The organism is Amycolatopsis plumensis (assembly GCF_042652605.1).
Taxonomy (GTDB): domain Bacteria; phylum Actinomycetota; class Actinomycetes; order Mycobacteriales; family Pseudonocardiaceae; genus Amycolatopsis; species Amycolatopsis plumensis.
In genome coordinates this window covers 7432000-7453806 of sequence record NZ_JBHSJY010000001.1, presented here as the reverse complement: position 1 = coordinate 7453806, position 21807 = coordinate 7432000, and the positions used below count along the sequence as shown (strand labels likewise).

Here is a 21807-nt window from a genome sequence, read left to right as displayed (position 1 = left end):
TGAGTCAGCCCTTCACGGATCCGGTCAGCCCGCCGACGATGCGCCGTTCGGCGAGCACGAAGAACGCGAGCGCCGGGATCGCCGACAGGGCGGTGAACGCGAGCACCCTGGCGGTGTCCTGGGAGAACTGGGACTGGAACATCGCGACGCCGAGCGGGAGCGTGAAGTGCCCGGAGTCGTTGAACACCAGCAGCGGCAGCAGGTAGGCGTTCCAGCTGGTGACGAAGGCCAGCACGGCGACCGTGGTCAGCGCCGGCGTCGACAGCGGCAGCAGGATCCGCCAGAAGAACCCGAGCCTGGTGGCGCCGTCGAGCACGGCCGCGTCCTCGATCTCGCCGGGGATGGCGTGCATGAACGGCCGCAGGATCACGATCGTCACCGGCAGCGAGAACGCCGCTTCGGGGATCGCCACCCCCCAGAAGCTCTCGAGCATGCCCAGCTGGCGCAGCCACAGGTACAGCGGCAGCGTCGCCACCGTCAGCGGGAACAGCAGGCCGATGGTGAACAGCGTGTACAACGCCTCCCGGCCCTTGAACTGGTACCGCGAGAGGGCGTACCCGGCCATCGACCCGAGCGCGACCGCGAGCGCGGTCGCGATCACGGCGATCAGCGCGCTGTTGCCCAGGAACGTCCAGAACGCGCTCGAGCCCAGTACCGAGGCGTAGTTGTCGGTCACCCACGGGCCGGGCAGCCCGGCCGGGTCGGTGTTGATCTGGGCGTTGGTGCGGAACCCGCCGAGCACGACGAACAGCAGCGGCACGACCGTCACGCCGACGATGACGATCGCCGCGAGGTAGCCCATCGACAGGCCGAACTTGCCGGACCGCATCAGCCCACCATCCTGGTCAGGGCGCCCTGGGTGTCCCGGCGGAGCGCGAACCGCTGGTACAGCAGGGCGAACAGGAAGCAGATGACGAAGAGGATCACCGCCACCGCCGAACCGAACCCGAACTCATAGCGCTTGAAGCCGTGGTCGATCAGGTAGCTCGCCATCGTCGTCGAGGCGTTCGCCGGGCCGCCGGTGGTCATGATCCAGACGACGTCGAACAGCTGGAGCGAGCCGATCACCGACAGGAAGATCCAGATCCGGATCGTCGGGCCGAGCAGCGGCAGCACGACGTGCCGGGTGGTCTGCCACGCCGAAGCGCCGTCGAGCGCCGCAGCTTCGCGCAGTTCGGCGGGCACACCCTGCAGGCCGGCGAGCAGCAGGATGATGCCGAAGCCGATGTACTTCCAGGTGATCACCGCGAACAGCGTGTAGAGCACGATGCCCGGGTCGGCCAGCCAGTTGTGGATCAGCCCGCCGAGCCCGGCGCTCTTAAGCACCTGGTCGGCGAAGCTGTTCGGCTGCAGCATGAGCGACCAGATGACCGCGGTGATCGCCTCGGACAGCACGTACGGGGCGAACACCAGGGCGCGCAGCACCGCGCGGCCCTTCAGCTTCCGGTTGAGCAGCATCGCCAGCCCGATCGACAGCGGCAGCTGCACCACGATCGACAACCCGGCGATGATCAGGTTGTGCACGATGGCGCTCTGGAACACCGTGCCGGTGAACGCGTCGGCGTAGTTGTCGAAGCCCACGAAGTCGTCGAGCGCGCCGAAGCCGTTCCACTTGAACAGGCTGTAGAAGGCGGCGATGCCGATCGGCACCAGGACGAACCCGGCGAACACCAGCAGGGCCGGTCCGAGCAGCACCACCAGCTCCAGGCGTTTGCCGAGGCCGGAGCGTTTCGCCCGGGCGCGGACCGCCGGCGCGGGCGGCCGCGCCGCCGCCCGCGCCGGAGTCGTCGCCGTGGTCACTTGTTGCCCGCCGCGGCCTGGTTGACGGCGGTCACGATGCCTTCGGGGGTGCCCTGGCCGGCGAACATGTTGGCCACCGCGTCGTTCAGCGCGGCGCCGACCGCCGTCGGGAAGGCCCGGTCGAAGTACATCTGCACGTACGGCGCCTTCGTGCCGTAGTCGTTGACCTGCCGGAGCACGTCGGTTTTCAGCGACTTCGCGGCCGCGGCGTTCACGGGCAGGCCGGTCCCCTTCGCGGCGAGCTCGGTCTGGACCGGCTCGCTGACCAGGTACTGCAGGAAGGCCGTGCACGCCTTGGAGGCACGGGTGGTGCAAGCGAAACCGTCACCGCCGCCGAGCGCGGCCGCCGGGTCGCCCTGCCCGCCCGCCACGGTCGGGAACGGGAACCAGCCGAGCTTTGAGTCCAGGTCCTTGTCCTCGGTCAGCGACGACATCGTGCCGGGCTCCCAGTCGCCCTGCAGTTCCATCGCGGCCTTGCCGTTGGCGACGAGACCGGCGGAGCTGCCCGCGCCCTGCTGGGCGGGCGTGCCGGCGAACCCGGTCTGGAACGGTTCGGTGGCCAGGAAGTTCTTGAGGTCCTGCCCGGCCTTCGTCCAGCACGGGTCCTCGAGCTTGACCGCCTTCACCGACTGCTGGAGCACCGCGGTCGAGCATTCGCGGATGGCGAAGTAGTTGAAGTAGAAGGCATCCGGCCAGCGGTCCTTGCCGCCCACCGAGATCGGCGCGATGTTCTTGGCCTTCAGCGCCGTGACGGCGGCGTTCAGCTCGTCCATGGTCTTCGGCGGGGTGGTGATCCCCGCCTGCTGGAACAGGTCCTTGCGGTACCAGAAGCCGACGAAGTGCTGCGTGAACGGCACGCCGTACTGCTTGCCGTCGACCTGCCACTTCTCGCCGAACTTGCCGGTGGCCTGCTCGATCCACGCCTTGGTGTCGCCGGTGATGTCGGCGACCTTGCCCGAGGTGATCTGCCCGGACAGGTCGCCCGCGCCCCAGGACTGGTAGATGTCCGGCGGCTCGGGAGACTGCAGGGCGAGCGGCACCTTCGTGTTGAAGTCCTCGTTCTGCAGCGGCTGGGCCTTGATCGTGACTTCGGGGTGCGCCTTCTGGTAATCGGCGACGACCTGCGCCCAGACCGACTTGATCGGATCGGTGGTGCCGTTGTGCCACCAGGTCAACGTGACCGGCCCGCTCGGCTGAGCGGCGGTCTCGCCACCACCACCGCTGCACGCGGCGAGCGCGAGCGGGACGACGGCCGCCAGGGCGGCGAGAACGGTATTGCGGCGTTTCACAAACATCGTGGGTCCACTCCTGACAGCTTCGGCCGAGTTGGACGGGGCGGCTTCCGCGCCCGGGTTGGCGAAGAGTCTGCTCCGGGACAAATGCCGTGTCAATCGTTGTCGATAACGTTTTCTATGGTTAGTCTGAGCCGATGCAGCCCAGTTCCAGGGTGACCATCCGTGACGTCGCCGCTCGGGCCGGCGTCTCGGTGGCCACGGTTTCGAAGGTGATCAACGAGCGCTACGGCGTCTCCGCCGCGACGCTCGCGCGAGTCCGCGCCGTGATCGAAGAGCTCGGGTACGAAGCGAGCCTGGTGGCGCAGAGCCTGAGAAACCACCGGACGAACGTCATCGGCATCCTGGTCGCCGACCTGGAGCCGTTCTCGACGGAGCTGCTCAAGGGCGCGGCGGACGCCATCCGCGGCAGCGGTTTCGAGCTCGTCGTCTACTCCGCGGGCGGGCGCACCGGGGATCCGCTGGGCTGGGAAAAGCGTTACCTGTCCCGGCTGAGCGGCACCCTGGTCGACGGCGCCGTGCTGGTCACCCCCACCGTTTCGCTGGATGTCGTCCCGGGCACGCCGGTCGTCGCCGTCGACCCGCACACCGGGCCCTCGCACCTGCCGACGATCGACTCCGACAACCTGCGCGGGGCCCAGCTGGCCACCGAGCACCTCCTCGACCTGGGGCACCGGCGGATCGCCTTCCTCGCCGGCCGGCCGGATCTGCAGTCGGCCGAACTGCGGAAGACGGGGTACCTGCGGGCGTTGACGGCCGCGGGCATCACCCCGGACGAAGACCTGATCCGGATCGGCGCCTACGACCCGGAAGTCTCCGCGGCCTCGGCGCACGCCCTGCTGACCGGGCCGGACCGGCCGACGGCGGTGTTCGCCGCGAACGACATCTCGGCCATCGCGACCGTGGACGCGGCCCGCGAACTCGGGCTGGCCGTGCCCGACGACCTTTCCGTGGTGGGCTTCGACAACGTGCCCGAGTCGGCGCTCTGCAGCCCGCCACTGACCACTGTGGACCAGCCGATCCGCGAGATGGGGCACCGCGCCATCCGCATGCTCATCGCCCTGATCAACGGCGACGAGGTCGAGCGGACCCACGTCACGCTCGACACCGGCCTGGTGGTGCGGCGCTCCACCCGCGCACTCCCCTGAACCGTCTCCTCTTCCCCACTCCTCCCCAGACGAAGGGCGGAAAGCCTTGACCACGCAGCCCACCACGGCCGGAGAGCCGTGGCGCGACCCCGCGGCCGACCCGGGCGAACGCGTCCGGGCCCTGATGGCCCGGATGACCCTGCGCGAGAAGCTCGCCCAGCTCTACGGGGTCTGGGTGGGCATCGACTCCGGCGGCGAAATGGCCCCGCACCAGCACGAGTTCGTCGACGCGGCGGTGGACTTCGACGAGCTGGTCCGCCACGGCATCGGGCAGCTGACCCGCGCCTTCGGCACCCGGCCGGTCGACCCGGTGATCGGCGCGCACAGCCTCGCCCGCACCCAGCGGCAGATCGTCGCCAGCGGCCGGTTCGGGATTCCGGCGGTGGTGCACGAAGAGTGCCTGACCGGGCTGGCCGCGTGGCAGGCGACGATCTACCCGGCGCCGCTATCGTGGGGCGCCACGTTCGACCCGGACCTGGTGCGCCGGATGGGGGCGAAGATCGGGCGGACCATGCGCGAACTGGGCGTGCACCAGGGGCTCGCCCCGGTCCTCGACGTGGCCCGCGACCTGCGCTGGGGCCGGGTCGAGGAGACCATCGGCGAGGACCCCTACCTGGTCGGCACGATCGGCAGCGCGTACGTCGCCGGGCTCGAATCCTCCGGCATCGTCGCCACGCTGAAGCACTTCGTCGGGTACTCCGCCTCGCGCGCCGGGCGCAACCTGGCGCCGGTTTCGGCCGGCCCGCGGGAGATCGCCGACGTCCTGCTGCCCCCGTTCGAGCTGGCGCTGCGCGCGGGCGCCCGGTCGGTGATGAACGCCTACACCGACACCGACGGCCTCCCGTCCGCCGCCGACCCGGGCCTGCTGACCGACCTGCTGCGGGACACCTACGGGTTCGACGGCACGGTGGTCGCCGACTACTTCTCGGTGGCGTTCCTGCACCGCCTGCACGGTGTCGCCGCCGACCGCGCCGACGCCGCCCGGCAGGCGCTCACCGCGGGCATCGACGTCGAGCTGCCGACCATGGACTGCTACGGCGAGCCACTGCTCGCCGCGGTGGAAGGGGGCGCGGTCGATGTCGCCGCCGTCGACCGCGCCCTCGAACGGGTGCTGCGCCAGAAGTGCGAACTGGGGCTGCTCGACGCCGGTTGGGCACCCGAGGTCCCCGAGGAGATCGACCTCGACGACGCCGAGTCGCGGGCGCTGGCGCGCGAGGTGGCCGAGCGCTCGATCGTGCTGCTGCACAACGACGGCACGCTTCCGCTCGCCCCCGGTAGCCGGGTCGCGGTGGTGGGGCCGCGGGCGGACACACCCGGCGCGATGCTCGGCTGCTACTCCTTCCCGCTGCACGTCGGCGTGCACCACCCCGACGTCCCGTTCGGCGTCTCCGTGCCGACCGTGCTCGAGGCGCTGGGCTCGGCCTACGACGTGACCTACGCACTGGGCTGCCCGGTCACCGGCGGGGACGACGAAGGGATCGCCGAAGCGGTGGCGGCCTGCGCGGACGCGTCGGTGTGCGTGGCCGTGCTGGGCGACCGGGCCGGGCTGTTCGGCGGCGGGACGTCCGGCGAAGGCTGCGACGCGGCCGACCTGCGGCTGCCGGGCCGTCAGGAGGAGCTGCTCGACGCCCTGCTCGACACCGGCAAGCCGGTGGTGGTGGTCCTGCTCTCCGGGCGGCCGTACGAGCTGTCCCGGCAGCTGCCGCGGCTGGCCGCGGTCGTCTGCGGCTTCTACCCCGGCGAAGAAGGCGCGGGCGCGCTGGCCGACGTCCTCAGTGGACGGATCAACCCGGCCGGACGGCTGCCGGTGAGCTTCCCGGCGGCCGGGGCGAGCCAGCCGTCGACCTACCTCGCCGCGCCGCTCGGCCGGCGCAGCGAGGTGTCCACAGTGGATCCCTCACCGCTGTTCCCGTTCGGGCACGGCCTCTCCTACGCGCCGGCGACCTGGCTGGACGTCAGCGCGACGGGGTCGCTGTGGCCGACCGACGGCGTCTGCCGGGTGCGGGTCACGCTGCGCAACGACCACGGGCGCGAGACGTCCGAAGTCGTGCAGGTCTACCTGCACGACCCGGTGGCCGAGGTGGCGCGGCCGGAGCGTCAGCTCATCGCCGCCCGCCGGGTTTCCCTGCCGCCGGGGCAGACCTGCGTCCTGGAGATCGCCCTGCACGCCGACCTGACGTCCTACACCGGACGGGCGTGGCAGCGCCAGGTCGACCCCGGTGACGTCGAGCTGCGGGTCGGCACCTCGAGTGAACAGATCGTCGCGACCCTGCACTGCACGCTGACCGGGCCACGCCGCGTCGTCGGCGCCGACCGGGTCCTGACCCCGGAGTTCTCGTTATGAAACGTCCTCTGGTGATCTCCATCCTGGCCGTGCTGACCGTGCTGTTCGTGGGCGCGTCCGCCCGGCCCGCGCCGTCGCACTGGGTGGCGACGTGGACGTCGATGCCCCAGCTGACCGAGCCGGGCAACCTGCCCCCGGCCCCGTTCACCGGCACCGACCGGGTGCTCGACAACGCGTCGCTGCGCGAGACGGCGCAGGTGACGGTCGGCGGCCCGCGGATCCGGCTGCGGTTCTCCAACGCCTTCGGCGGGGCACCGCTGCCGCTGACCGCGGTGTCGGTCGCGCGCCCGGTGTCCGGCGCGGCCGGCGTCTCCTCCGTGGTGCCGGGCAGCGTCCTTCCGGTGACCTTCCACGGCAAGCCGTCCACGACGGTCCCGCAGGGCGCCCAGGTCGTGTCCGACCCGCTGCCCTTCCCGGTGCGGTCGCTGGAGAACATCGCCGTGACGGCGTACCTCGCGCACGGGCAGGCTTCGACGTCGATCACCTCGCACCCGGGCTCCCGCACGACGTCGTACCTGCTCTCCGGCAACCACGTCTCCGATCTCGAACTGCCGGGCGCGACCCCGGTCGACCACTGGTACTTCCTCAGCGGCATCGAGGTGCTGTCCCCGGCGTCCGCGGTGGCGGTGATCGGCGACTCCATCTCCGACGGCCGCGGCTCGACGACCAACGGCAACGACCGCTGGCCGAACGTGCTGGCCGCGCGCCTGCACGGCGTGTCCGTGGTCAACGAGGCGGCCGGCGGCAACCGCGTCCTGCAGGACGGCCTCGGCCCCAACGTGCTGGCCCGCCTGGACCGCGATCTGCTGTCCACGAGCGGGGTTTCGTGGGCGATCGTGTTCGAGGGCGTCAACGACATCGGCACGGCCACCCCGGCGGCCGCCGGCGACGTGGCGGCGCAGCTGATCGACGCGTACGACCAGATCATCGTCCGTGCGCACGCCCAGGACATCCGCGTGTACGGCGCGACGATCACGCCGTTCGGCGGCAACACCGCCTACGACGACCCGGCGCGGGAGGAGGCCCGCCAGCGGGTGAACGCGTGGATCCGCCAGCCGGGTCACTTCGACGCACTGCTGGACTTCGACAAGGTGACCCGCGACCCCGCGAAGCCGTCCCAGCTGCGGCCCGCGTACGACGTCGGCGACCACCTGCACCTGAACCCGGCGGGTTACCAGGCACTGGGCTCGAGCGTTCCGGCCGGCCTTTTCCGGAACGACTAGAAATGTCCACTGGGCAAAAAGAAGGCAATTCAAGGACGTGATTCCCCGCTTGATCACCGACCGCCGAACGCGGCCTGACGGACGGTGATCAGCCGGATATCTGTTGGGACACAAGCGAGTCTCGAAGGCGGGGGCCCGTGACGCACGTCACGGGCTCTCCCCTACCATGTCGCCGTCTGCTGTCCCCACAGGTAGTCGTCGCTCCCGGAAAGGGAAACCATGTCCGACGTCATCAACAGCATCTTCGGCCGCCCCCAGAACGAAACCGCCGGCTCGGGCGGGTACTCCTACGGGACTGCCGAGCCCGAACCCGCGACCGAGGCGGCGGCCGTGGTCGAGGAAACCGATTCCGCACCTGAGGCGGACACCGCCACGGAAACCGCCGAAGACACCGCGGAAGCCGGCGAGGAGGCGGTCGCCGAGGACGCCGAAGAGGACGACACGGACGAGACCGAAGACGCTGCCGAAGCGGCGGACGACGAGCCGGTTGCGGAAGCTGTGGACACCGAGCCGGTGGCCGAAGTGGCGGACGAAGAGCCGACCGCCGAAACCGCCCCGGTGGCCGAAACCGCGGAGACCGAGCCGGTTGCCGAAGCTGTCGAGGCGGAGCCCGTCGCCGAGCCGGTCGCGGTGACCGAGCCCGAAGCCGACGCGCCCGCGACCCGCCCCGCGCCGGGCAGCCGCGGCAGCACCACCGTGGCCGACGGCGTGGTCGGCAAGATCGTCACGCGGATCGCGGCGCAGACCGAGGGCGTGCACAGCGTCGCCGGCGACGGCATCACCGTCGAACTCGCCGACGAGGTCGCCTGGGTCACCATCCCCGTGGTGGTCGAGTTCGGGCACGCCGTCAAGGCGCTGGGCGAGCAGATCCGCGTCGCGGTGATCGACGCCGTCGAGCAGTACCTGGGGCTCGACGTCGAGGTCGTCGACGTCCACGTCGCCGACATCCACTTCCCCGAAGCGGACTGATTCTGGTGGCCGGTCCCGGATCCGGGACCGGCCACCGCGCTCACCCGCGATCCGGCCGTGCCCGGGCGCGGCACGCTGCCAGGTCCACCTCGCGCAACGCCGATCCCACGCCCGCCAGCGCCACCGCGTTCATCGACAACGACGTCACGCCCAAGCCCACCAGCACGGGCGCCAAGGCGGGGTCCGCCGCCGCTTCGCCGCACACGCCCACCGGCTTTCCCGCCGCCGCACCGGCTTCCGCGACCATCCCCACCAGCCGCAGCAGCGCCGGCTGGTCCGGGGCGTTCAACGCCGCCACCGCGCCCAGCTGGCGGTCCGCGGCGAAGACGTACTGCGTCAAGTCGTTGGTTCCCAGCGAAACGAAATCGACGACGGCGAGAATCGCGTCGGCGCACAACGCCGCCGCGGGAACCTCGATCATCACGCCCACCCGGGCGATGCCCGCCGCGCGGGCTCGCGACGCGAACCACTCCGCTTCCGCTGCCGTGGCCACCATCGGGGCCATCACCGACAGCTCGACTCCCGTGTCCGCGGCCGCCGCCGTGATCGCCGTGAGCTGGCGGTCCAGCAACTCCGGGCGGTCGAACGCCACCCGCAGCCCGCGGACACCCAGTGCCGGGTTGGGTTCCTCGCCCATCGGCAGGAACTCCAAGGGCTTGTCGGAGCCGGCGTCCAGCGTGCGAACCACGACCGGCTTTCCCGCGAACGGCGCGAGAACCGCCGCGTACGCCGCCCGCTGCTCGGCCTCCGTCGGCTCGGAAGCCGCGGTGAGGTAACAGAATTCGGTGCGGAACAGCCCGACTCCTTCGGCACCGGCCGCGGCGGCGGCAGCGGCGTCCGCCGCCGAGCCGACGTTCGCGAGGAGCTTGACGCGGTGGCCGTCGGCGAGGCGGCCGACGCCGTCCCACGTCGGCCGGGCGGTCCGGGCCGGCGCCCGGACGGTGCCGTCCGAGGGGACCACCGTGCCCGCCGCACCGTCGACCGCGAGCCCCGGACTGTCCAGCTCCAGAACTCCGGCGCACGCCACCACCGCCGGGATCCCCAGCGCCCGCGCCAGGATCGCGGTGTGGCTCGTCGGGCCGCCTTCGGCCGTCACCAGCGCCAGGACCAGGTCCGGGTCAAGGCCCGCGGTGTCGGCCGGGGCGAGGTCCCGCGCCACCAGCACGCTCGGCGACGTCAGGTCCGGCACGCCGGGCGGGGCCACCCCCAGCAACGCGGCGACAATCCGGTCGCGCACGTCCGCGACGTCCCGCGCGCGTTCGGCCATGTACCCGCCTGCGGCCCGCAGCGCCGCCATGAACTCCCCGGCCGCCTCCCACACCGCTCGTGGTGCCGGAAGCGAGCGCTCGAGGACGAGCTTCTCCGCGGACGCCGCCAACGCCGGATCGGCCGCCATCGCGGCCGTCGTCTCCAGCACTGACCGGGCATCTCCGGACACAGAACGGGCACGATCGGACAACGCGGCCGCCACCGAAGCCGCCGCCTGCCCGATCTTGCCCGCTTCGGCTTCGAGATCCGCAGGAGCGGGCGACGAAGCGGGTTCCGGCAGGTCAGCGGCCACGGGGACGCGGGGACCGTCGACCCGGCCAGGACTGACGCCGACTCCGGACAGCTGCATGGAAGGACCTCCGGGAGCAAGGGATCGCGTAACTGGGGATTGACAGTACGGTAACAACGGGCACAATCAAACGGCAACGGGCAAACATCGGAGAGGAACGGGCATGTACGCCGCCGAACGGCACCAGCTCCTGGCGCAACGCGCACGACGCGACGGCCGCGTCGACGTCGGTGACGTCGCCGCCGAACTCGGTGTCGCCCCCGAGACCATCCGCCGCGACCTCGGCGTCCTCGAACGCCAGGGCGTGGTCCGCCGCGTCTACGGCGGCGCGGTCGCCGTCGAGCGGCTCGACTTCGAACCCGAGGTCGCGCAGCGGGACCAGACCAACGCGGCGGAAAAGGACGCGATCGCCCGGGCCGCACTGGACCTGGTGCCCGACCGCGGCTCGATCCTGCTCGACGCGGGCACCACGACCAGCAGGCTCGCGACGCTCCTGCCGGCCGACCGCGAGCTGACGGTGATCACCAACTCGATCCCGGTCGCCTCCATCCTCGCCACCCGCCCGGGCATCACGCTGCACATCCTGGGCGGCCGGGTCAGGGGGACGACGCTCGCGGCGGTCGAGGCCTGGACGCTGCGCGCGCTCGAAGGCCTGCTCGTCGACGTCGCTTTCCTCGGCGCCAACGGCTTTTCGGCCGAGCACGGCTGCACGACGCCGGACATGGCCGAGTCCGCCGTGAAGGCGGCCGTCGTCGCCGCGGCCCGCAAGCGGGTGCTGCTGGCCGACCACAGCAAGTACGGCACCGACCAGCTGAGCCGCTTCGCGCGGCTGGCCGAGATCGACGTGCTGGTCACCGACAGCGGCATCGACGCGGGCGCGGTGGCCGAACTCGAAGAGGCGGGCCCCGAGGTGGTGCTGGCGTGATCGTCACCGTGACCCCCAACCCGAGCCTCGACCGGACCGCGCGGTTGGCCGAGCTGCGCCGCGGCGAGGTGAACCGCGCCGAGGCCGTCCGGCTCGATCCCGGCGGCAAGGGCGTGAACGTCGCTCGCGCGCTGGCCGCCGCCGGGACCCCGACCGTCGCGCTGCTGCCCGCCGGCGGCCCGGTCGGCGAGCGGCTGGCCGACCTGCTCGCGCCCGAAGGCGTTCCGGTCGTCGCGGTGCCGATCGCCGGGTCGACCCGCAGCAACATCACGCTCGTGGAAGCCGACGGCACCACCACGAAGATCAACGAGCCGGGCCCGGAGATCTCCCCCGCCGAACTCGCCACCCTCGAACGCCGCGCCGTCGAACTGGCCGCGCGCGGCGAATGGCTGGTGTGCTGCGGAAGTCTCCCGGCCGGCGTGCCCGGCGACTTCTACGCGCGGCTGACGAAGCTCGCCCGCGAAGCCGGGGCGAAGGTCGCCGTGGACTCCTCCGGCGCGCCGCTGGCCGCCGCCTGCGCGGGCGGCCCGGACCTGCTCAAACCGAACCTCGACGAGCTCATCGAGCTCGCCGGCCGCCCGCTGCCCCGGCTCGGCGACGTCGTCGCGTTCTGCCGGGACCTGATCTCCGGCGGCGTCGGCCGCGTGCTGGTCAGCCTCGGGGCGCGCGGCGCGGTGCTCGTCGAGGAAACCGAAACGCACCACGCGCTCGGCCCGCTCGTGGCCGTGCGCAGCACCGTCGGCGCCGGAGACGCCGCACTCGCCGGGTTCCTCCACGCGGGCGGAACCGGCCCCCAAGCCCTGCGGACCGCGGTCGCCTACGGCACCGCCGCGGTCACGCAGGAGGGCAGCCGCATGCCCACCCCGCAGGACGTGCACCCCGACCAGGTGCGCGTGCTCCCAGCCGACCCCACCTTCACCCTCAGCGGAGCCGCCGCATGACCACCCTGGACCTGATCACCGCCGACCTGGTCGACCTGAGCCTCGACGCGAGCGACAAGCAGGCCGCCGTGCGCGGCCTCGCGCAGCGGCTCGTCGACGCCGGGCGGGTGACCGACCTCGAGGTATTCCTGAAGGACGTCGCCGCCCGCGAGGAGCAGATGGCCACCGGGCTCGAAGGCGGCATCGGCATCCCGCACTGCCGCTCGGCCGCGGTCACCGCGCCGACGCTGGCGTTCGGCCGCAGCGACGCGGGCATCGACTTCGGCGCGCCGGACGGCCCGGCGAAGCTGATCTTCCTCATCGCCGCACCGGAAGGCGGCGGCAGCGACCACCTCAAGGTCCTCGCCGCCCTCGCCCGGCGGCTGGTCCGGGCGGAGTTCAAGCAGCACCTGCTGGACGCCGCCGACCCCGCCGCCCTCGCCGCATACATCCGCCAGGAGGTGGCCTGATCATGAAGTTCGTCGCCATCACGGCCTGCCCCACCGGAATCGCCCACACCTACATGGCGGCCGAATCGCTGGAGCAGACCGCCAAGGCCAACGGCGACGAGATCGTCGTCGAGACGCAGGGTTCGGCGGGCTCCCAGCCGCTGTCCGCCGAGGACATCGCGAGCGCGGACGCCGTCATCTTCGCCGCGGACCTTGCCGTGCAGGGCCGCGACCGCTTCGCCGGGAAGCCGATCGTCGAGGCGCCGGTCAAGGCCGCGATCAACGACGCCGCCGGGCTGTTCGAACGCGCCAAGGCCGCGGCCCGCGAGCCCGTCGCCGCCGCGCCCGCCACCCCGGAGCTCACGTCGAAGGTCGGCGCGAACGACAAGACCGGCACCAAGATCCGCCAGTGGCTGATGACCGGCGTCAGCTACCTCATCCCGTTCGTCGCCGCGGGCGGGTTGCTCATCGCGTTGAGTTTCGCGCTGGGCGGCTACCAGATCGTCGACGCGCCGAAGGTCACCGAGCACTTCGACGCCGGTTCGGTGGTCGGCTGGGCCGCGCTGATGTTCCAGATCGGCAGCGCGGCGTTCAACTTCCTGGTGCCGGTGCTGGCCGGGTTCATCGCCTTCGCGATGGCCGACCGCCCGGCCATCGCGCCCGGTTTCGTGGGTGGCGCGATCGCCGTCACCGTGGGCGCCGGCTTCCTCGGTGGCCTGGTCGCCGGCCTGCTGGCCGGTGGCGTCGTCCTGGCGCTGAAGAAGATCCAGGTGCCGAAGGCGATGCGCGGGATCATGCCGGTGGTCGTCTACCCGCTGCTCGGGTCCATTGTGGTCGGTGTGCTGATGTACGTCGTGGTCGGCAAGCCGATCGCGGCCGCCACGACCGGGCTCACCAGCTGGCTCAACAGCCTCAGCGGCGTCAGCGCGCTGCTGCTGGGCGCGCTGCTCGGCCTGATGATGGCGTTCGACATGGGCGGCCCGGTCAACAAGGCGGCGTACGCCTTCGCGGTCGGCGGCCTGACCACCGGCGCGACGGCGTCGCTGCAGATCATGGCCGCGGTGATGGCCGCGGGCATGGTGCCGCCGCTGGCGCTCGCGCTGGCGTCCACGGTCCGCAAGAAGCTGTTCACCGAGGCCGAGCGCGAGAACGGCCGGGCGGCCTGGCTGCTCGGGGCGTCATTCATCACCGAGGGCGCGATCCCGTTCGCGGCGGCGGACCCGTTCCGCGTGATCCCGTCGATCATGCTCGGCTCGGCCGTCACCGGCTCGCTGTCGATGGCGTTCGGCGCGACGCTGCGCGCCCCGCACGGCGGGATCTTCGTCGTCCCGCTGATCGGCAACCCGCTGTTGTTCCTGGTCGCGCTGATCGCCGGGACGCTGGTCGCCGCCGGGTCGGTGATCGCGCTCAAGCAGGTGCGGTTCCGGGCGGCCGAACGCTCGGCCGCTGTCTCCGGTCAGCCCGTGAACGCGTGAAGGAGTCCACTGTGTACCAACGCCGCACGCTCGTCGCCAGCAGCGTCGGGCTCCACGCCCGGCCCGCGGGCCTGGTCGCTCGCACCGCGGCCGGCCAGCCCGCGAAGGTTCGTATCGCGAAGATCACCGGAGGCGTCGCGGGCGACGCCGTCGATGCCGCCAGCGTCCTCGGGTTGATGACCCTGGGCGCGGGTTTCGGGGACGAGGTCGAGCTGTCCGCCGAGGGCGACCAGGCCCAGACCTCGGTCGACGCGTTGGCGGAACTGATCGCCCAGGACCTGGACGCCTGAGCTCAACGTCGTGAATGACTCATTCCTGGCGTCGAATGCCAGGAATGAGTCATTCACGACGTTCAGGCCGGGCCGAGCAGGGCGATCGACGCCCGGACCGCGACCTCCGTGACGTCGCCCGCCCGGCCGCCGTCTTCCACCGTCGTGGCGATCAGCTCGCGCAAGCCGCCCAGCAGCATGATCGACAGCTGGCGGGAGGGCGGGCTGATCCCCGCCGCGCGCATCTCCGGGGTGTCCGTCAACCGCTGCGTCATCGCGATGAACCCCTCCATCGCGTCACGCTGCAGATCACGGGCCGCCGCGCCCAGCGCGGGGACGTCCCTGATCCAGCTCAACGTGATCGCCGGCTCGGATTCGGCGCAGGCGATCCACGCCTCGATCGCCTGGCGCACCTGGACCGCCCACGGCGCGCGGGGGTCGACCGCCTCGGAGATCTGCCGGATCATCGAGCGGTTCGCGTCGGCCAGCAGCGCGATGAGGCACTCTTCGCGGCTGGAGAAGTGTTCGTAGAACGTCCGGCGGGACGTGCGGGCGCGGCGGACGATGTCGGCCACCGTCGTGTCGCGGAAACCGCCGGAGGTGATCGACTCGGCCAGCCCGTCCAGGAGGCGCTGCCGGTGCCGGCGGGTGTCGACGTCCACGGAAGTCAAGGTATACCTCCCCTCTTGAAACCGGATGGTACACCGGCGTACCGTACCGACGGTACGCTCGCGTACCACCTTCCGGGAGGGTCGATGACGACCATGACACGCCCCGCGACGCTGCCGCCGGGGCCGACCGCGCCCCGCGCCGTCCAGGGCGCCTACGCGCTGACCCAGCCGCTGCGCGGCATGCGGCGGCTCAAGGACCGCTACGGGGATGCCTTCACCGTCAACGTGCCGATTTTCGGCAACGCCGTGGTGATCAGCAGCCCCGCCGAGATCAAGCAGCTGTTCACCTCCGGGCCCGAACTGGTCGACAACCTCGAGGTCAACCTCGGGCGCGTGCTCGGGCCGCGGTCGATGTTCGCTCTGTCCGGTGACGAGCACAAACGGCAGCGCAAGCTCCTCGTCCCGCCCTTCCACGGCCGCCGCCTCGCCGCGTACGAGAAGATCGTCGAGGAAGAAACCGTGCGGGAACTGGCGAGCTGGCCCGAAGACACCGCCTTCGCCACGCTGCCGTCGATGATGCGGATCACCCTCAACGCCATCCTCCGCGCGGTCTTCGGCGCCGAAGGGGCCGAGTTCGCCGAGCTGCGCGAACTGCTCCCGCCGTTCGTCACCCTCGGGTCGCGGCTGGCCGTGCTGCCCATCTCCAAGAAGGGCCGCTTCAACCCGTGGCGCCGCTTCGAGCGGATGCGCCGCGAGTACGACGCCATCGTCGACCGCCTCATCGCCAAGGCCCGCGCCGAAAGCAAAGACGACGTCCTGTCGATGATGCTGCAGACCCGCTACGACGACGGGTCGGGACTGAGCCGCGAAGAGATTTCCGACCAGCTTCTCACCCTGCTCACCGCCGGCCACGAAACCACGGCGACCACGCTGGCGTGGGCCGTCGAACGGCTGCGCCGCCACCCCGCTCTGCTGGCGGAACTCACCGAGGCGGAGGACACCAAGCTGCTCGACGCCACCATCCTCGAGGTCCAGCGCACCCGCCCGGTCATCGACCTCACCGCCCGGCAGGTCAAGCAGGACGGCTTCCAGTTGGGCCGGTGGACGCTGCCGAAGGGCTACGCGGTCCTCGTCAGCATCGCGCTCATCCACGACGACGACGCCGTCTTCCCGGACGCGGCCACCTTCGACCCGCACCGCTTCGAAGGGGCACGCCCGGATCTCTACCAGTGGATCCCGTTCGGCGGCGGCACCCGCCGGTGCCTCGGCGCCGCGTTCGCGACCATGGAGATGACCGTCGTGCTGCGGACCCTGCTGCGGGACTTCACGCTGGTACCGACCGAAGCGCCCGGCGAACGCTGGCACTCGCGGGGCGTGGCCTACGCCCCCGCCAAAGGCGGCCGCGCGGTCGTGCGCCGCCGCACCACCGGAGGGAACTCGTGACCGAAGAGATCGCCGACGCCGGCCGGGGCATTTCCCTGGCCTACGAACGGATCGGGGACAGCGGCGCCGAGCCGCTGCTCCTCGTCGCCGGGCTGGGCCAGCAGCTGCACAGCTGGCCGGACGCCTTCTGCGCGGAACTCGCCGCGCGCGGGTACGAGGTGATCCGGTTCGACAACCGCGACGCCGGGCGCTCGACGCATCCGCGGTTCCGGCCGCCGAGCCTGCTCGGCATGCTGGCCGGACGGTTCCCCGCGCAGCAGTACGACCTGACGGACATGGCCGCCGACACCATCGGCCTGTTCGACGCGCTCGACCTCGAGACCGCCCACATCGCCGGGGTCTCCATGGGCGGCATGATCTCCCAGACCACCGCGGCGCTGTACCCGGACCGGATCCGCACCCTGACGTCGATCATGTCGACGACCGGGTCGCGCCTGCTCGGCCGCCCCGCGCTCTCGACGTTGCGGATGATGGGCGCGAAGCCGCCGAAGTCCCGCGAAGAGGCGGTCGAAAGCGCCGTCCGGATGTTCCGCCACATCGGCTCGCACGGCTTCCCGTTCGACGAGGAGTTCGTGCGCGAGCTGGCCGGAACGGGCTGGGACCGCGACCCGACGTCCGGTGGGGTGGGCCGCCAGCTCGCCGCGATCATGAAGTCGGGCAACCGGACGCCGCTGCTGCGGAAAATCACCGCACCGACGCTGGTCATCCACGGCGACCGCGACCGGATGGTGCACCCCACCGGCGGCGCGGCCACCGCGCGCGCCATCCGGGGCGCCCGGCTGGAGACCGTCCGCGGCATGGGCCACGACCTGCCGAAAGACGCCTGGCCGACGATCCTCGACCTGATCGACCGGCACGCGAGGAGCAGCGATGTCACGACCCCGTGACCGGCACGGCCTGACCGGCCGCCCGGTCGTGATCACCGGCGCGGCGTCGGGCATCGGCCGGGCACTGGCCACCCGGCTGTCCCGGCTCGGCTCGCCGGTCGCGCTCGCCGACGTCGACGAAGACGGCCTGAAGGCCACCGCGGCCGCGCTGCCCGGCAAGGTGCTGACGCGCGTCCTCGACGTCCGCGACGCCGAAGACCAGCTGCGGTTCGCCGCCGAGGTCCGCGAGTGGCTCCCGGCGCCGCTGGCCGCGGTGTTCAACAACGCCGGTGTCGCGGTGACCTCGTCCGTGCTCGACGCGGTGCCCGAGGACGACGACTGGCTGCACGACATCAACTTCCACGGCGTGGTGCACGGGACGCGGGCGTTCCTGCCGATCCTCGTCGAGCAGGGCGAAGGCGCGATCGTGAACACCTCCAGCGTCTACGGCCTGCTCGGGGTGCCGTACCAGAGCGCGTACTGCGCGGCGAAGTTCGCCGTCCGCGGCTTCACCGAGTCGCTGCGGCAGGAGCTGCGCGGCACCGGCGTCCGCGCGATCACCGTGCACCCGGGCGGCATCACGACGAACATCGCGCGCAACGCCCGGGTGCGCCGCGACCCCGAGGGACGGGGCCGCAGCCACGAGCAGATGGCCGCGCAGTTCGAGGCGATGACGATGACGTCGCCGGACAAGGCGGCGGAGATCATCCACGCCGGTGTCGAGCGCGGGAAGGCCCGCATCCTGGTCGGCCCGGACGCCCACCTGTTCGACGCGCTCGCCCGGATCACCCCCACCCACTACAACACCGTGCTGACCCGCGTGCTGCGGCGCGCCCGGCGGACGAAGGCGGTTTGACGTGACCGAACACCTCGACGTGCTGATCGTCGGCGCCGGGCTGTCCGGCGTCGGCGCCGCCCACCACCTGCGCACGGCGTTCCCGCGCAAGACGTACGCGATCCTCGAAGCCCGCGACGCGATCGGCGGCACCTGGGACCTGTTCCGCTACCCGGGGGTCCGGTCCGACTCGGACATGCAGACCCTCGGCTACCGGTTCCGGCCGTGGACCGACGCGAAGGCCATCGCCGACGGCCCGTCGATCCTGAAGTACGTCCGCGACACCGCGGCCGACGCGGGCATCGACCGCCACATCCGTTTCGGGCACAAGGTGGTCCGGGCCGCGTGGTCCACCGAGGACGCACTGTGGACGGTCGAGGCCGAGCACGACGGCCGATCCGCCGAGTTCACCGCGAAGTTCCTCTACCTGTGCAGCGGCTACTACGACTACGCGGCCGGGCACACGCCGGAGTTCCCCGGCCTGGAGAACTTCGGCGGCACGGTCGTCCACCCGCAGCACTGGCCCGAAGACCTCGACTACACCGGCAAGAAGGTCGTCGTCATCGGCAGCGGCGCGACCGCGGTGACCCTCGTCCCGGCGATGACCGACCGCGCCGCGCACGTGACGATGCTGCAGCGCTCCCCCACCTACATCCTGTCCCTGCCGTCGGAGGACGCGCTGGCCAACCGGCTGCGCGGGCTCCTCGGCCCCCGGCTGGCGTACCCGATCGCGCGCTGGAAGAACGTCGCGGTGAGCACGCTGATCTACCAGCTCAGCCGGCGCCGCCCGGGCGTGGTGAAGGCGCTCATCCGCAAGGCCACGGTGAAGCAGCTGCCGCCCGGCTTCGCCGTCGACACCCACTTCAAGCCGCGGTACCAGCCCTGGGACCAGCGGCTGTGCCTCGTCCCGGACGGTGACCTGTTCCGGTCGCTGCGCCGCGGTGACGCCTCGATCGTCACCGACCGGATCGCGTCCTTCACGAAAACCGGCCTCCGGCTCGAATCGGGCGACGAGCTCGAGGCGGACGTCGTCGTCACCGCCACCGGGCTGCGGCTGCTGGCCTTCGGCGGCATCGAGCTGGCGGTCGACGGCGCCCCGGTGAAGCTGCCGGAAACCATGGCCTACAAGGGCATGATGCTCAGCGGCGTGCCGAACTTCGCCTTCACGATCGGCTACACGAACGCGTCCTGGACGCTCAAGGCCGACCTGGTCGGCGAGTACGTCGTGCGGCTGCTGCGCCATCTCGACCGCCACGGCTACGACCAGTGCGTGCCGGTCAACGACGACCCGGCGGTCACCGAGCGGCCGCTGCTGGACTTCGACGCCGGGTACGTCCTGCGGTCGATCGACGAGTTCCCGAAAGCGGGTTCGCGGGCGCCGTGGCAGCTGGGCATGAGCTACGCGCACGACGTGGTCAAGCTGCGGCACGGCCGGATCGACGACGGCGCGCTGCGCTTCTCGCGGCGACCGGCGGCAGGAGGGGGCAGACTGAGCGCATGACGCTCTCAACACCGGTCCGGGGCCGCTGACATGCACTCCGCGGGACTCGTGCTGCACCCCCGCCGCGACTCCGCGGCCGCCGTCGAAGCCGTGCTCGGCTGGGCGGGCAACCGGAACATCGAAATCCTCGGCATCGAAGACGAGATCGTCCGGCTGAACTGCGCGGCGAAGGGCGTGTCGGCCGAAGAGCTCGGGCGGCGGGCCGACCTGCTGGTCAGCCTGGGCGGCGACGGCACGATGCTGCGGGCCATGCGGCTGGCCGACGGGCAGCGCGCGCCGGTGCTCGGGGTGAACCTCGGCAAGCTCGGCTTCCTGGCCGAGGTCGACGTCCCGGACCTGCCCGGGGCGCTCTCGGCCATCGACGGCCACCAGTTCACGGTCGAGCCGCGGCTGGCCGTGGACGCGGTGCTGCAGGGGCGCCGGATCACGGCGTTCAACGACATCGCGGTGGTGCGGGTGCCCGGCGACGGCAGCGCGGTGGTCGCCGTCCGCGTCGGCGGTCAGCCGTTCGTGAGCTACTCGGCCGACGCGGTGGTCGTGGCGACGCCCACCGGCTCGACGGCGTACAGCTTCTCGGCGGGCGGCCCGATCACGAGCCCGTCGGTGGAAGCGCTGCTGGTCACGCCGGCGGCACCGCATTCGGCGTACAGCCGGGGCGTGGTGCTCTCGGTGCACGACGAGGTCACCCTGGAGCTGCTGCCCACCAGCGGACGGCTCGCCGTGGAGGTCGACGGCCAGGTCGAGGGGTACGTCTCCCCCGGCGAACGGCTCGACCTGCGCGGCCGGCCCAGCGCCGCGCGGGTGGTCCGGCTCGGGATGACGACGTTCTACCAGCGTGCCCGGCGCAAGCTGCGGCTCACGGATTCGGCCGAAATCCCCCAGGACGGCGACCACTGACGGTGTGCTGCGTCACAGCGCGGGCGCGTCGGCCATGGTCACGGAAAGGTCACGGGTAGCGTGCGCGGCTGCGCCTGAACCAGCCGAACCGCCCCGGAGTGTCTCCCTACATGCTGTGTCCCGCACCCGTCCGTCCCCGCCTGCGCGCCCGCCTGCTCGTCCCCGGGGCGCTCACCGCGTTCCTCGGCGCCGTCGTCCTGCTCGCCGTGCTGCACGTCGACCGCCGGCTCGCGCCCCTCGACCCGGTCACCACGATGCTCAGCGACTACGCGCTGAGCCGCGGCCGCTGGCTGTGGGACGGCGCGCTCCTGCTCACGAGCACCGGCTCGGCGCTGCTGCTGGTCGCGCTCCACCGCCGGGGCCTGCTGGCCAACCCGGCGCTGGTGGCGGCGAAGGCGCTGTGGTGCGTGAGCCTGCTGGCGGTCGCGGTGTTCGCGAAGGACCCGCAGGGCGGGGCGATCACCGCGACGGGCAAGATCCACCTGTACGCCTCGGCGGTGACGTGCCTGAGCCTGCCGGTGGTCGGCTGGGCGCTCGGCCGCCGCCACCGCGACGACCCGCGCTGGCGGCGGTTCGCGACGTGGTCGCGGCGGCTGGCGCTGGCGGCGATCCCGTTCTACCTGCCGTTCATCGTCCCGTTCGCGGTGAACGTCATCTTCGGCGGCCACCTCCCGACGGTGGCGACGGGCCTGGTGGAGCGGCTGATGATGGTCCTGGAGATCGTGCTGCTGGCTGTCCTGGGGTACTGGGCCCACCGGGCGATGCCGACCGGAGTCCACTTCCGGCTCCAGTCACGCCAGTTACGGGTCTGATCACGCGAGTCCCGGCTCGGATCACGCCGGTTCCGGTCAGCGAACCGGGCCGGGCTGGTCGCGGGTGCGGTGCAGGAGCCAGTCACGCGCCGTGCGGATCAGCGCGTAGCGGACCGCGCCCGACCGGCCGTGCAGCGTGAACAGGATGCGCTTGGCCGTGCGGTCGTGCTCCTCCCACCAGCCCGTGTCGGCGATCTTCTTCGTCTCGTCCTCGTAGGCCAGGTGGTCGAGGGCGTGGTCGGGCACGGCGACCGCCAGCCGGTCGCCCGCCGGATCCGGCGGCAGACCGCGGGGCACCGCCCACGACCGCAGCACGCCGTCCTCTTCCAGCCGCAGGTCGAAGTGGTGCCGCGGGCGGAAGTGCTCGTGCAGCACGAACGCCGGTCGACGATCGGTCACGCCGTCCACCATGCCAGATCACCCTTCCGAGGGCCGTCCGGCTAGGTTGGAGCCCGCATGGGGAGGAGGCC

The 21807-nt window shown here is 71.9% G+C and carries 21 protein-coding genes; 15 read left to right on the top strand and 6 right to left on the bottom strand.

The genetic code is table 11. From position 1 onward, the window contains the following. Positions 1-4: 4 nt before the first annotated feature. The 3 genes from ACFPLC_RS36045 to ACFPLC_RS36035 are packed head-to-tail and all read right to left on the bottom strand — an operon-like array spanning position 5 to position 3095. A complete protein-coding gene (locus ACFPLC_RS36045) occupies positions 5-829 on the bottom strand; it encodes a carbohydrate ABC transporter permease (RefSeq protein ID WP_191309490.1) in 825 nt (274 codons plus the stop codon). Continuing rightward, positions 829-1800 carry a carbohydrate ABC transporter permease gene (locus tag ACFPLC_RS36040; protein ID WP_378236044.1) on the bottom strand — a complete coding sequence of 324 codons (972 nt, stop codon included), beginning with the start codon at positions 1798-1800 and terminating at the stop codon, positions 829-831. Before ACFPLC_RS36040 ends, ACFPLC_RS36045 begins: the two co-directional genes overlap by 1 nt. Beyond that, positions 1797-3095, bottom strand: a complete 1299-nt coding sequence (locus ACFPLC_RS36035) for an extracellular solute-binding protein (protein WP_378192490.1) — start codon at positions 3093-3095, stop codon at positions 1797-1799. The genes ACFPLC_RS36040 and ACFPLC_RS36035 overlap by 4 nt, the downstream gene beginning before the upstream one ends. Positions 3096-3229: 134 nt before the next feature. Here ACFPLC_RS36035 and ACFPLC_RS36030 point away from each other — a divergent pair, with 134 nt between their 5' ends. The 4 genes from ACFPLC_RS36030 (at position 3230) to ACFPLC_RS36015 (ending at position 8776) form a co-directional block, all read left to right on the top strand. Beyond that, positions 3230-4240 carry a LacI family DNA-binding transcriptional regulator gene (locus tag ACFPLC_RS36030; protein ID WP_378192488.1) on the top strand — a complete coding sequence of 337 codons (1011 nt, stop codon included), beginning with the start codon at positions 3230-3232 and terminating at the stop codon, positions 4238-4240. A gap of 46 nt (positions 4241-4286) precedes the next feature. Continuing rightward, positions 4287-6584 carry a beta-xylosidase/alpha-l-arabinosidase gene (locus ACFPLC_RS36025; RefSeq protein ID WP_378192486.1) on the top strand — a complete coding sequence of 766 codons (2298 nt, stop codon included), beginning with the start codon at positions 4287-4289 and terminating at the stop codon, positions 6582-6584. Continuing rightward, on the top strand, positions 6581-7807 hold the full coding sequence (locus tag ACFPLC_RS36020; protein ID WP_378192484.1) for an SGNH/GDSL hydrolase family protein: 1227 nt from the start codon (positions 6581-6583) through the stop codon (positions 7805-7807). The genes ACFPLC_RS36025 and ACFPLC_RS36020 overlap by 4 nt, the downstream gene beginning before the upstream one ends. A gap of 219 nt (positions 7808-8026) precedes the next feature. Continuing rightward, complete coding sequence (locus tag ACFPLC_RS36015; protein WP_378192482.1) at positions 8027-8776, top strand: Asp23/Gls24 family envelope stress response protein; 750 nt, start codon at positions 8027-8029, stop codon at positions 8774-8776. 40 nt (positions 8777-8816) lie between these two features. Here the strand turns inward: ACFPLC_RS36015 and ACFPLC_RS36010 are convergent, their stop codons facing one another. Next, positions 8817-10394, bottom strand: coding sequence for a putative PEP-binding protein (locus tag ACFPLC_RS36010; RefSeq protein ID WP_378192480.1), 1578 nt, complete (start codon positions 10392-10394; stop codon positions 8817-8819). Positions 10395-10497: 103 nt separating this feature from the next. Here ACFPLC_RS36010 and ACFPLC_RS36005 point away from each other — a divergent pair, with 103 nt between their 5' ends. From ACFPLC_RS36005 to ACFPLC_RS35985, 5 genes are read left to right on the top strand one after another with little or no spacing between them, the layout of a single operon-like run. Further along, positions 10498-11259 carry a DeoR/GlpR family DNA-binding transcription regulator gene (locus ACFPLC_RS36005; protein ID WP_310972861.1) on the top strand — a complete coding sequence of 254 codons (762 nt, stop codon included), beginning with the start codon at positions 10498-10500 and terminating at the stop codon, positions 11257-11259. Then, positions 11256-12200: a 1-phosphofructokinase gene (pfkB, locus tag ACFPLC_RS36000; protein ID WP_378192478.1), complete on the top strand. Its 945-nt coding sequence runs from the start codon at positions 11256-11258 to the stop codon at positions 12198-12200. The genes ACFPLC_RS36005 and pfkB overlap by 4 nt, the downstream gene beginning before the upstream one ends. Beyond that, entirely contained in the window at positions 12197-12649 is a 453-nt protein-coding gene (locus ACFPLC_RS35995; RefSeq protein WP_378192476.1) for a PTS sugar transporter subunit IIA, read from the top strand. The genes pfkB and ACFPLC_RS35995 overlap by 4 nt, the downstream gene beginning before the upstream one ends. 2 nt (positions 12650-12651) lie before the next feature. Further along, positions 12652-14103 carry a PTS fructose transporter subunit IIC gene (locus ACFPLC_RS35990; protein ID WP_378192474.1) on the top strand — a complete coding sequence of 484 codons (1452 nt, stop codon included), beginning with the start codon at positions 12652-12654 and terminating at the stop codon, positions 14101-14103. Between the two features lie 11 nt (positions 14104-14114). Continuing rightward, positions 14115-14393, top strand: coding sequence for an HPr family phosphocarrier protein (locus tag ACFPLC_RS35985; protein WP_378192472.1), 279 nt, complete (start codon positions 14115-14117; stop codon positions 14391-14393). Between the two features lie 62 nt (positions 14394-14455). On the opposite strand, the gene ACFPLC_RS35980 is transcribed toward ACFPLC_RS35985, so the two are convergent. Further along, on the bottom strand, positions 14456-15043 hold the full coding sequence (locus ACFPLC_RS35980; protein WP_378192470.1) for a TetR/AcrR family transcriptional regulator: 588 nt from the start codon (positions 15041-15043) through the stop codon (positions 14456-14458). Positions 15044-15127: 84 nt separating this feature from the next. Here ACFPLC_RS35980 and ACFPLC_RS35975 point away from each other — a divergent pair, with 84 nt between their 5' ends. The 6 genes from ACFPLC_RS35975 (at position 15128) to ACFPLC_RS35950 (ending at position 21337) form a co-directional block, all read left to right on the top strand. Next, on the top strand, positions 15128-16426 hold the full coding sequence (locus tag ACFPLC_RS35975; RefSeq protein WP_378192468.1) for a cytochrome P450: 1299 nt from the start codon (positions 15128-15130) through the stop codon (positions 16424-16426). Further along, positions 16423-17313, top strand: coding sequence for an alpha/beta fold hydrolase (locus ACFPLC_RS35970; RefSeq protein ID WP_378192466.1), 891 nt, complete (start codon positions 16423-16425; stop codon positions 17311-17313). Before ACFPLC_RS35975 ends, ACFPLC_RS35970 begins: the two co-directional genes overlap by 4 nt. Next, a complete protein-coding gene (locus ACFPLC_RS35965) occupies positions 17297-18148 on the top strand; it encodes an SDR family NAD(P)-dependent oxidoreductase (protein ID WP_378192464.1) in 852 nt (283 codons plus the stop codon). The genes ACFPLC_RS35970 and ACFPLC_RS35965 overlap by 17 nt, the downstream gene beginning before the upstream one ends. Position 18149: 1 nt before the next feature. After that, the gene (locus ACFPLC_RS35960; RefSeq protein WP_378192462.1) at positions 18150-19628 is read left to right on the top strand and encodes a flavin-containing monooxygenase; all 1479 of its coding nucleotides are present in this window, start codon (positions 18150-18152) and stop codon (positions 19626-19628) included. Between the two features lie 30 nt (positions 19629-19658). Next, positions 19659-20525 (top strand): NAD(+)/NADH kinase, encoded by an 867-nt coding sequence (locus tag ACFPLC_RS35955; protein ID WP_378192460.1) that lies wholly within the window; start codon positions 19659-19661, stop codon positions 20523-20525. 110 nt (positions 20526-20635) lie between these two features. After that, the gene (locus ACFPLC_RS35950) at positions 20636-21337 is read left to right on the top strand and encodes a DUF998 domain-containing protein (RefSeq protein ID WP_378192459.1); all 702 of its coding nucleotides are present in this window, start codon (positions 20636-20638) and stop codon (positions 21335-21337) included. A gap of 36 nt (positions 21338-21373) precedes the next feature. On the opposite strand, the gene ACFPLC_RS35945 is transcribed toward ACFPLC_RS35950, so the two are convergent. Continuing rightward, positions 21374-21736 carry a DNA polymerase ligase N-terminal domain-containing protein gene (locus tag ACFPLC_RS35945; protein ID WP_229902665.1) on the bottom strand — a complete coding sequence of 121 codons (363 nt, stop codon included), beginning with the start codon at positions 21734-21736 and terminating at the stop codon, positions 21374-21376. Positions 21737-21807 lie beyond the last annotated feature (71 nt).

Bases quoted from the DNA above. Each gene is read 5' to 3' on its own strand.
- ACFPLC_RS36010 (WP_378192480.1), bottom strand. From the start codon at position 10,394: ATGCAGCTGTCCGGAGTCGGCGTCAGTCCTGGCCGGGTCGACGGTCCC.
- ACFPLC_RS36020 (WP_378192484.1), top strand. From the start codon at position 6,581: ATGAAACGTCCTCTGGTGATCTCCATCCTGGCCGTGCTGACCGTGCTG.
- ACFPLC_RS36035 (WP_378192490.1), bottom strand. From the start codon at position 3,095: ATGTTTGTGAAACGCCGCAATACCGTTCTCGCCGCCCTGGCGGCCGTC.
- ACFPLC_RS35965 (WP_378192464.1), top strand. From the start codon at position 17,297: ATGTCACGACCCCGTGACCGGCACGGCCTGACCGGCCGCCCGGTCGTG.
- ACFPLC_RS35990 (WP_378192474.1), top strand. From the start codon at position 12,652: ATGAAGTTCGTCGCCATCACGGCCTGCCCCACCGGAATCGCCCACACC.
- ACFPLC_RS35995 (WP_378192476.1), top strand. From the start codon at position 12,197: ATGACCACCCTGGACCTGATCACCGCCGACCTGGTCGACCTGAGCCTC.
- ACFPLC_RS36045 (WP_191309490.1), bottom strand. From the start codon at position 829: ATGCGGTCCGGCAAGTTCGGCCTGTCGATGGGCTACCTCGCGGCGATC.
- ACFPLC_RS36015 (WP_378192482.1), top strand. From the start codon at position 8,027: ATGTCCGACGTCATCAACAGCATCTTCGGCCGCCCCCAGAACGAAACC.
- ACFPLC_RS35950 (WP_378192459.1), top strand. From the start codon at position 20,636: ATGCTGTGTCCCGCACCCGTCCGTCCCCGCCTGCGCGCCCGCCTGCTC.
- ACFPLC_RS36005 (WP_310972861.1), top strand. From the start codon at position 10,498: ATGTACGCCGCCGAACGGCACCAGCTCCTGGCGCAACGCGCACGACGC.
- ACFPLC_RS36030 (WP_378192488.1), top strand. From the start codon at position 3,230: ATGCAGCCCAGTTCCAGGGTGACCATCCGTGACGTCGCCGCTCGGGCC.
- ACFPLC_RS35955 (WP_378192460.1), top strand. From the start codon at position 19,659: ATGCACTCCGCGGGACTCGTGCTGCACCCCCGCCGCGACTCCGCGGCC.
- ACFPLC_RS35975 (WP_378192468.1), top strand. From the start codon at position 15,128: ATGACGACCATGACACGCCCCGCGACGCTGCCGCCGGGGCCGACCGCG.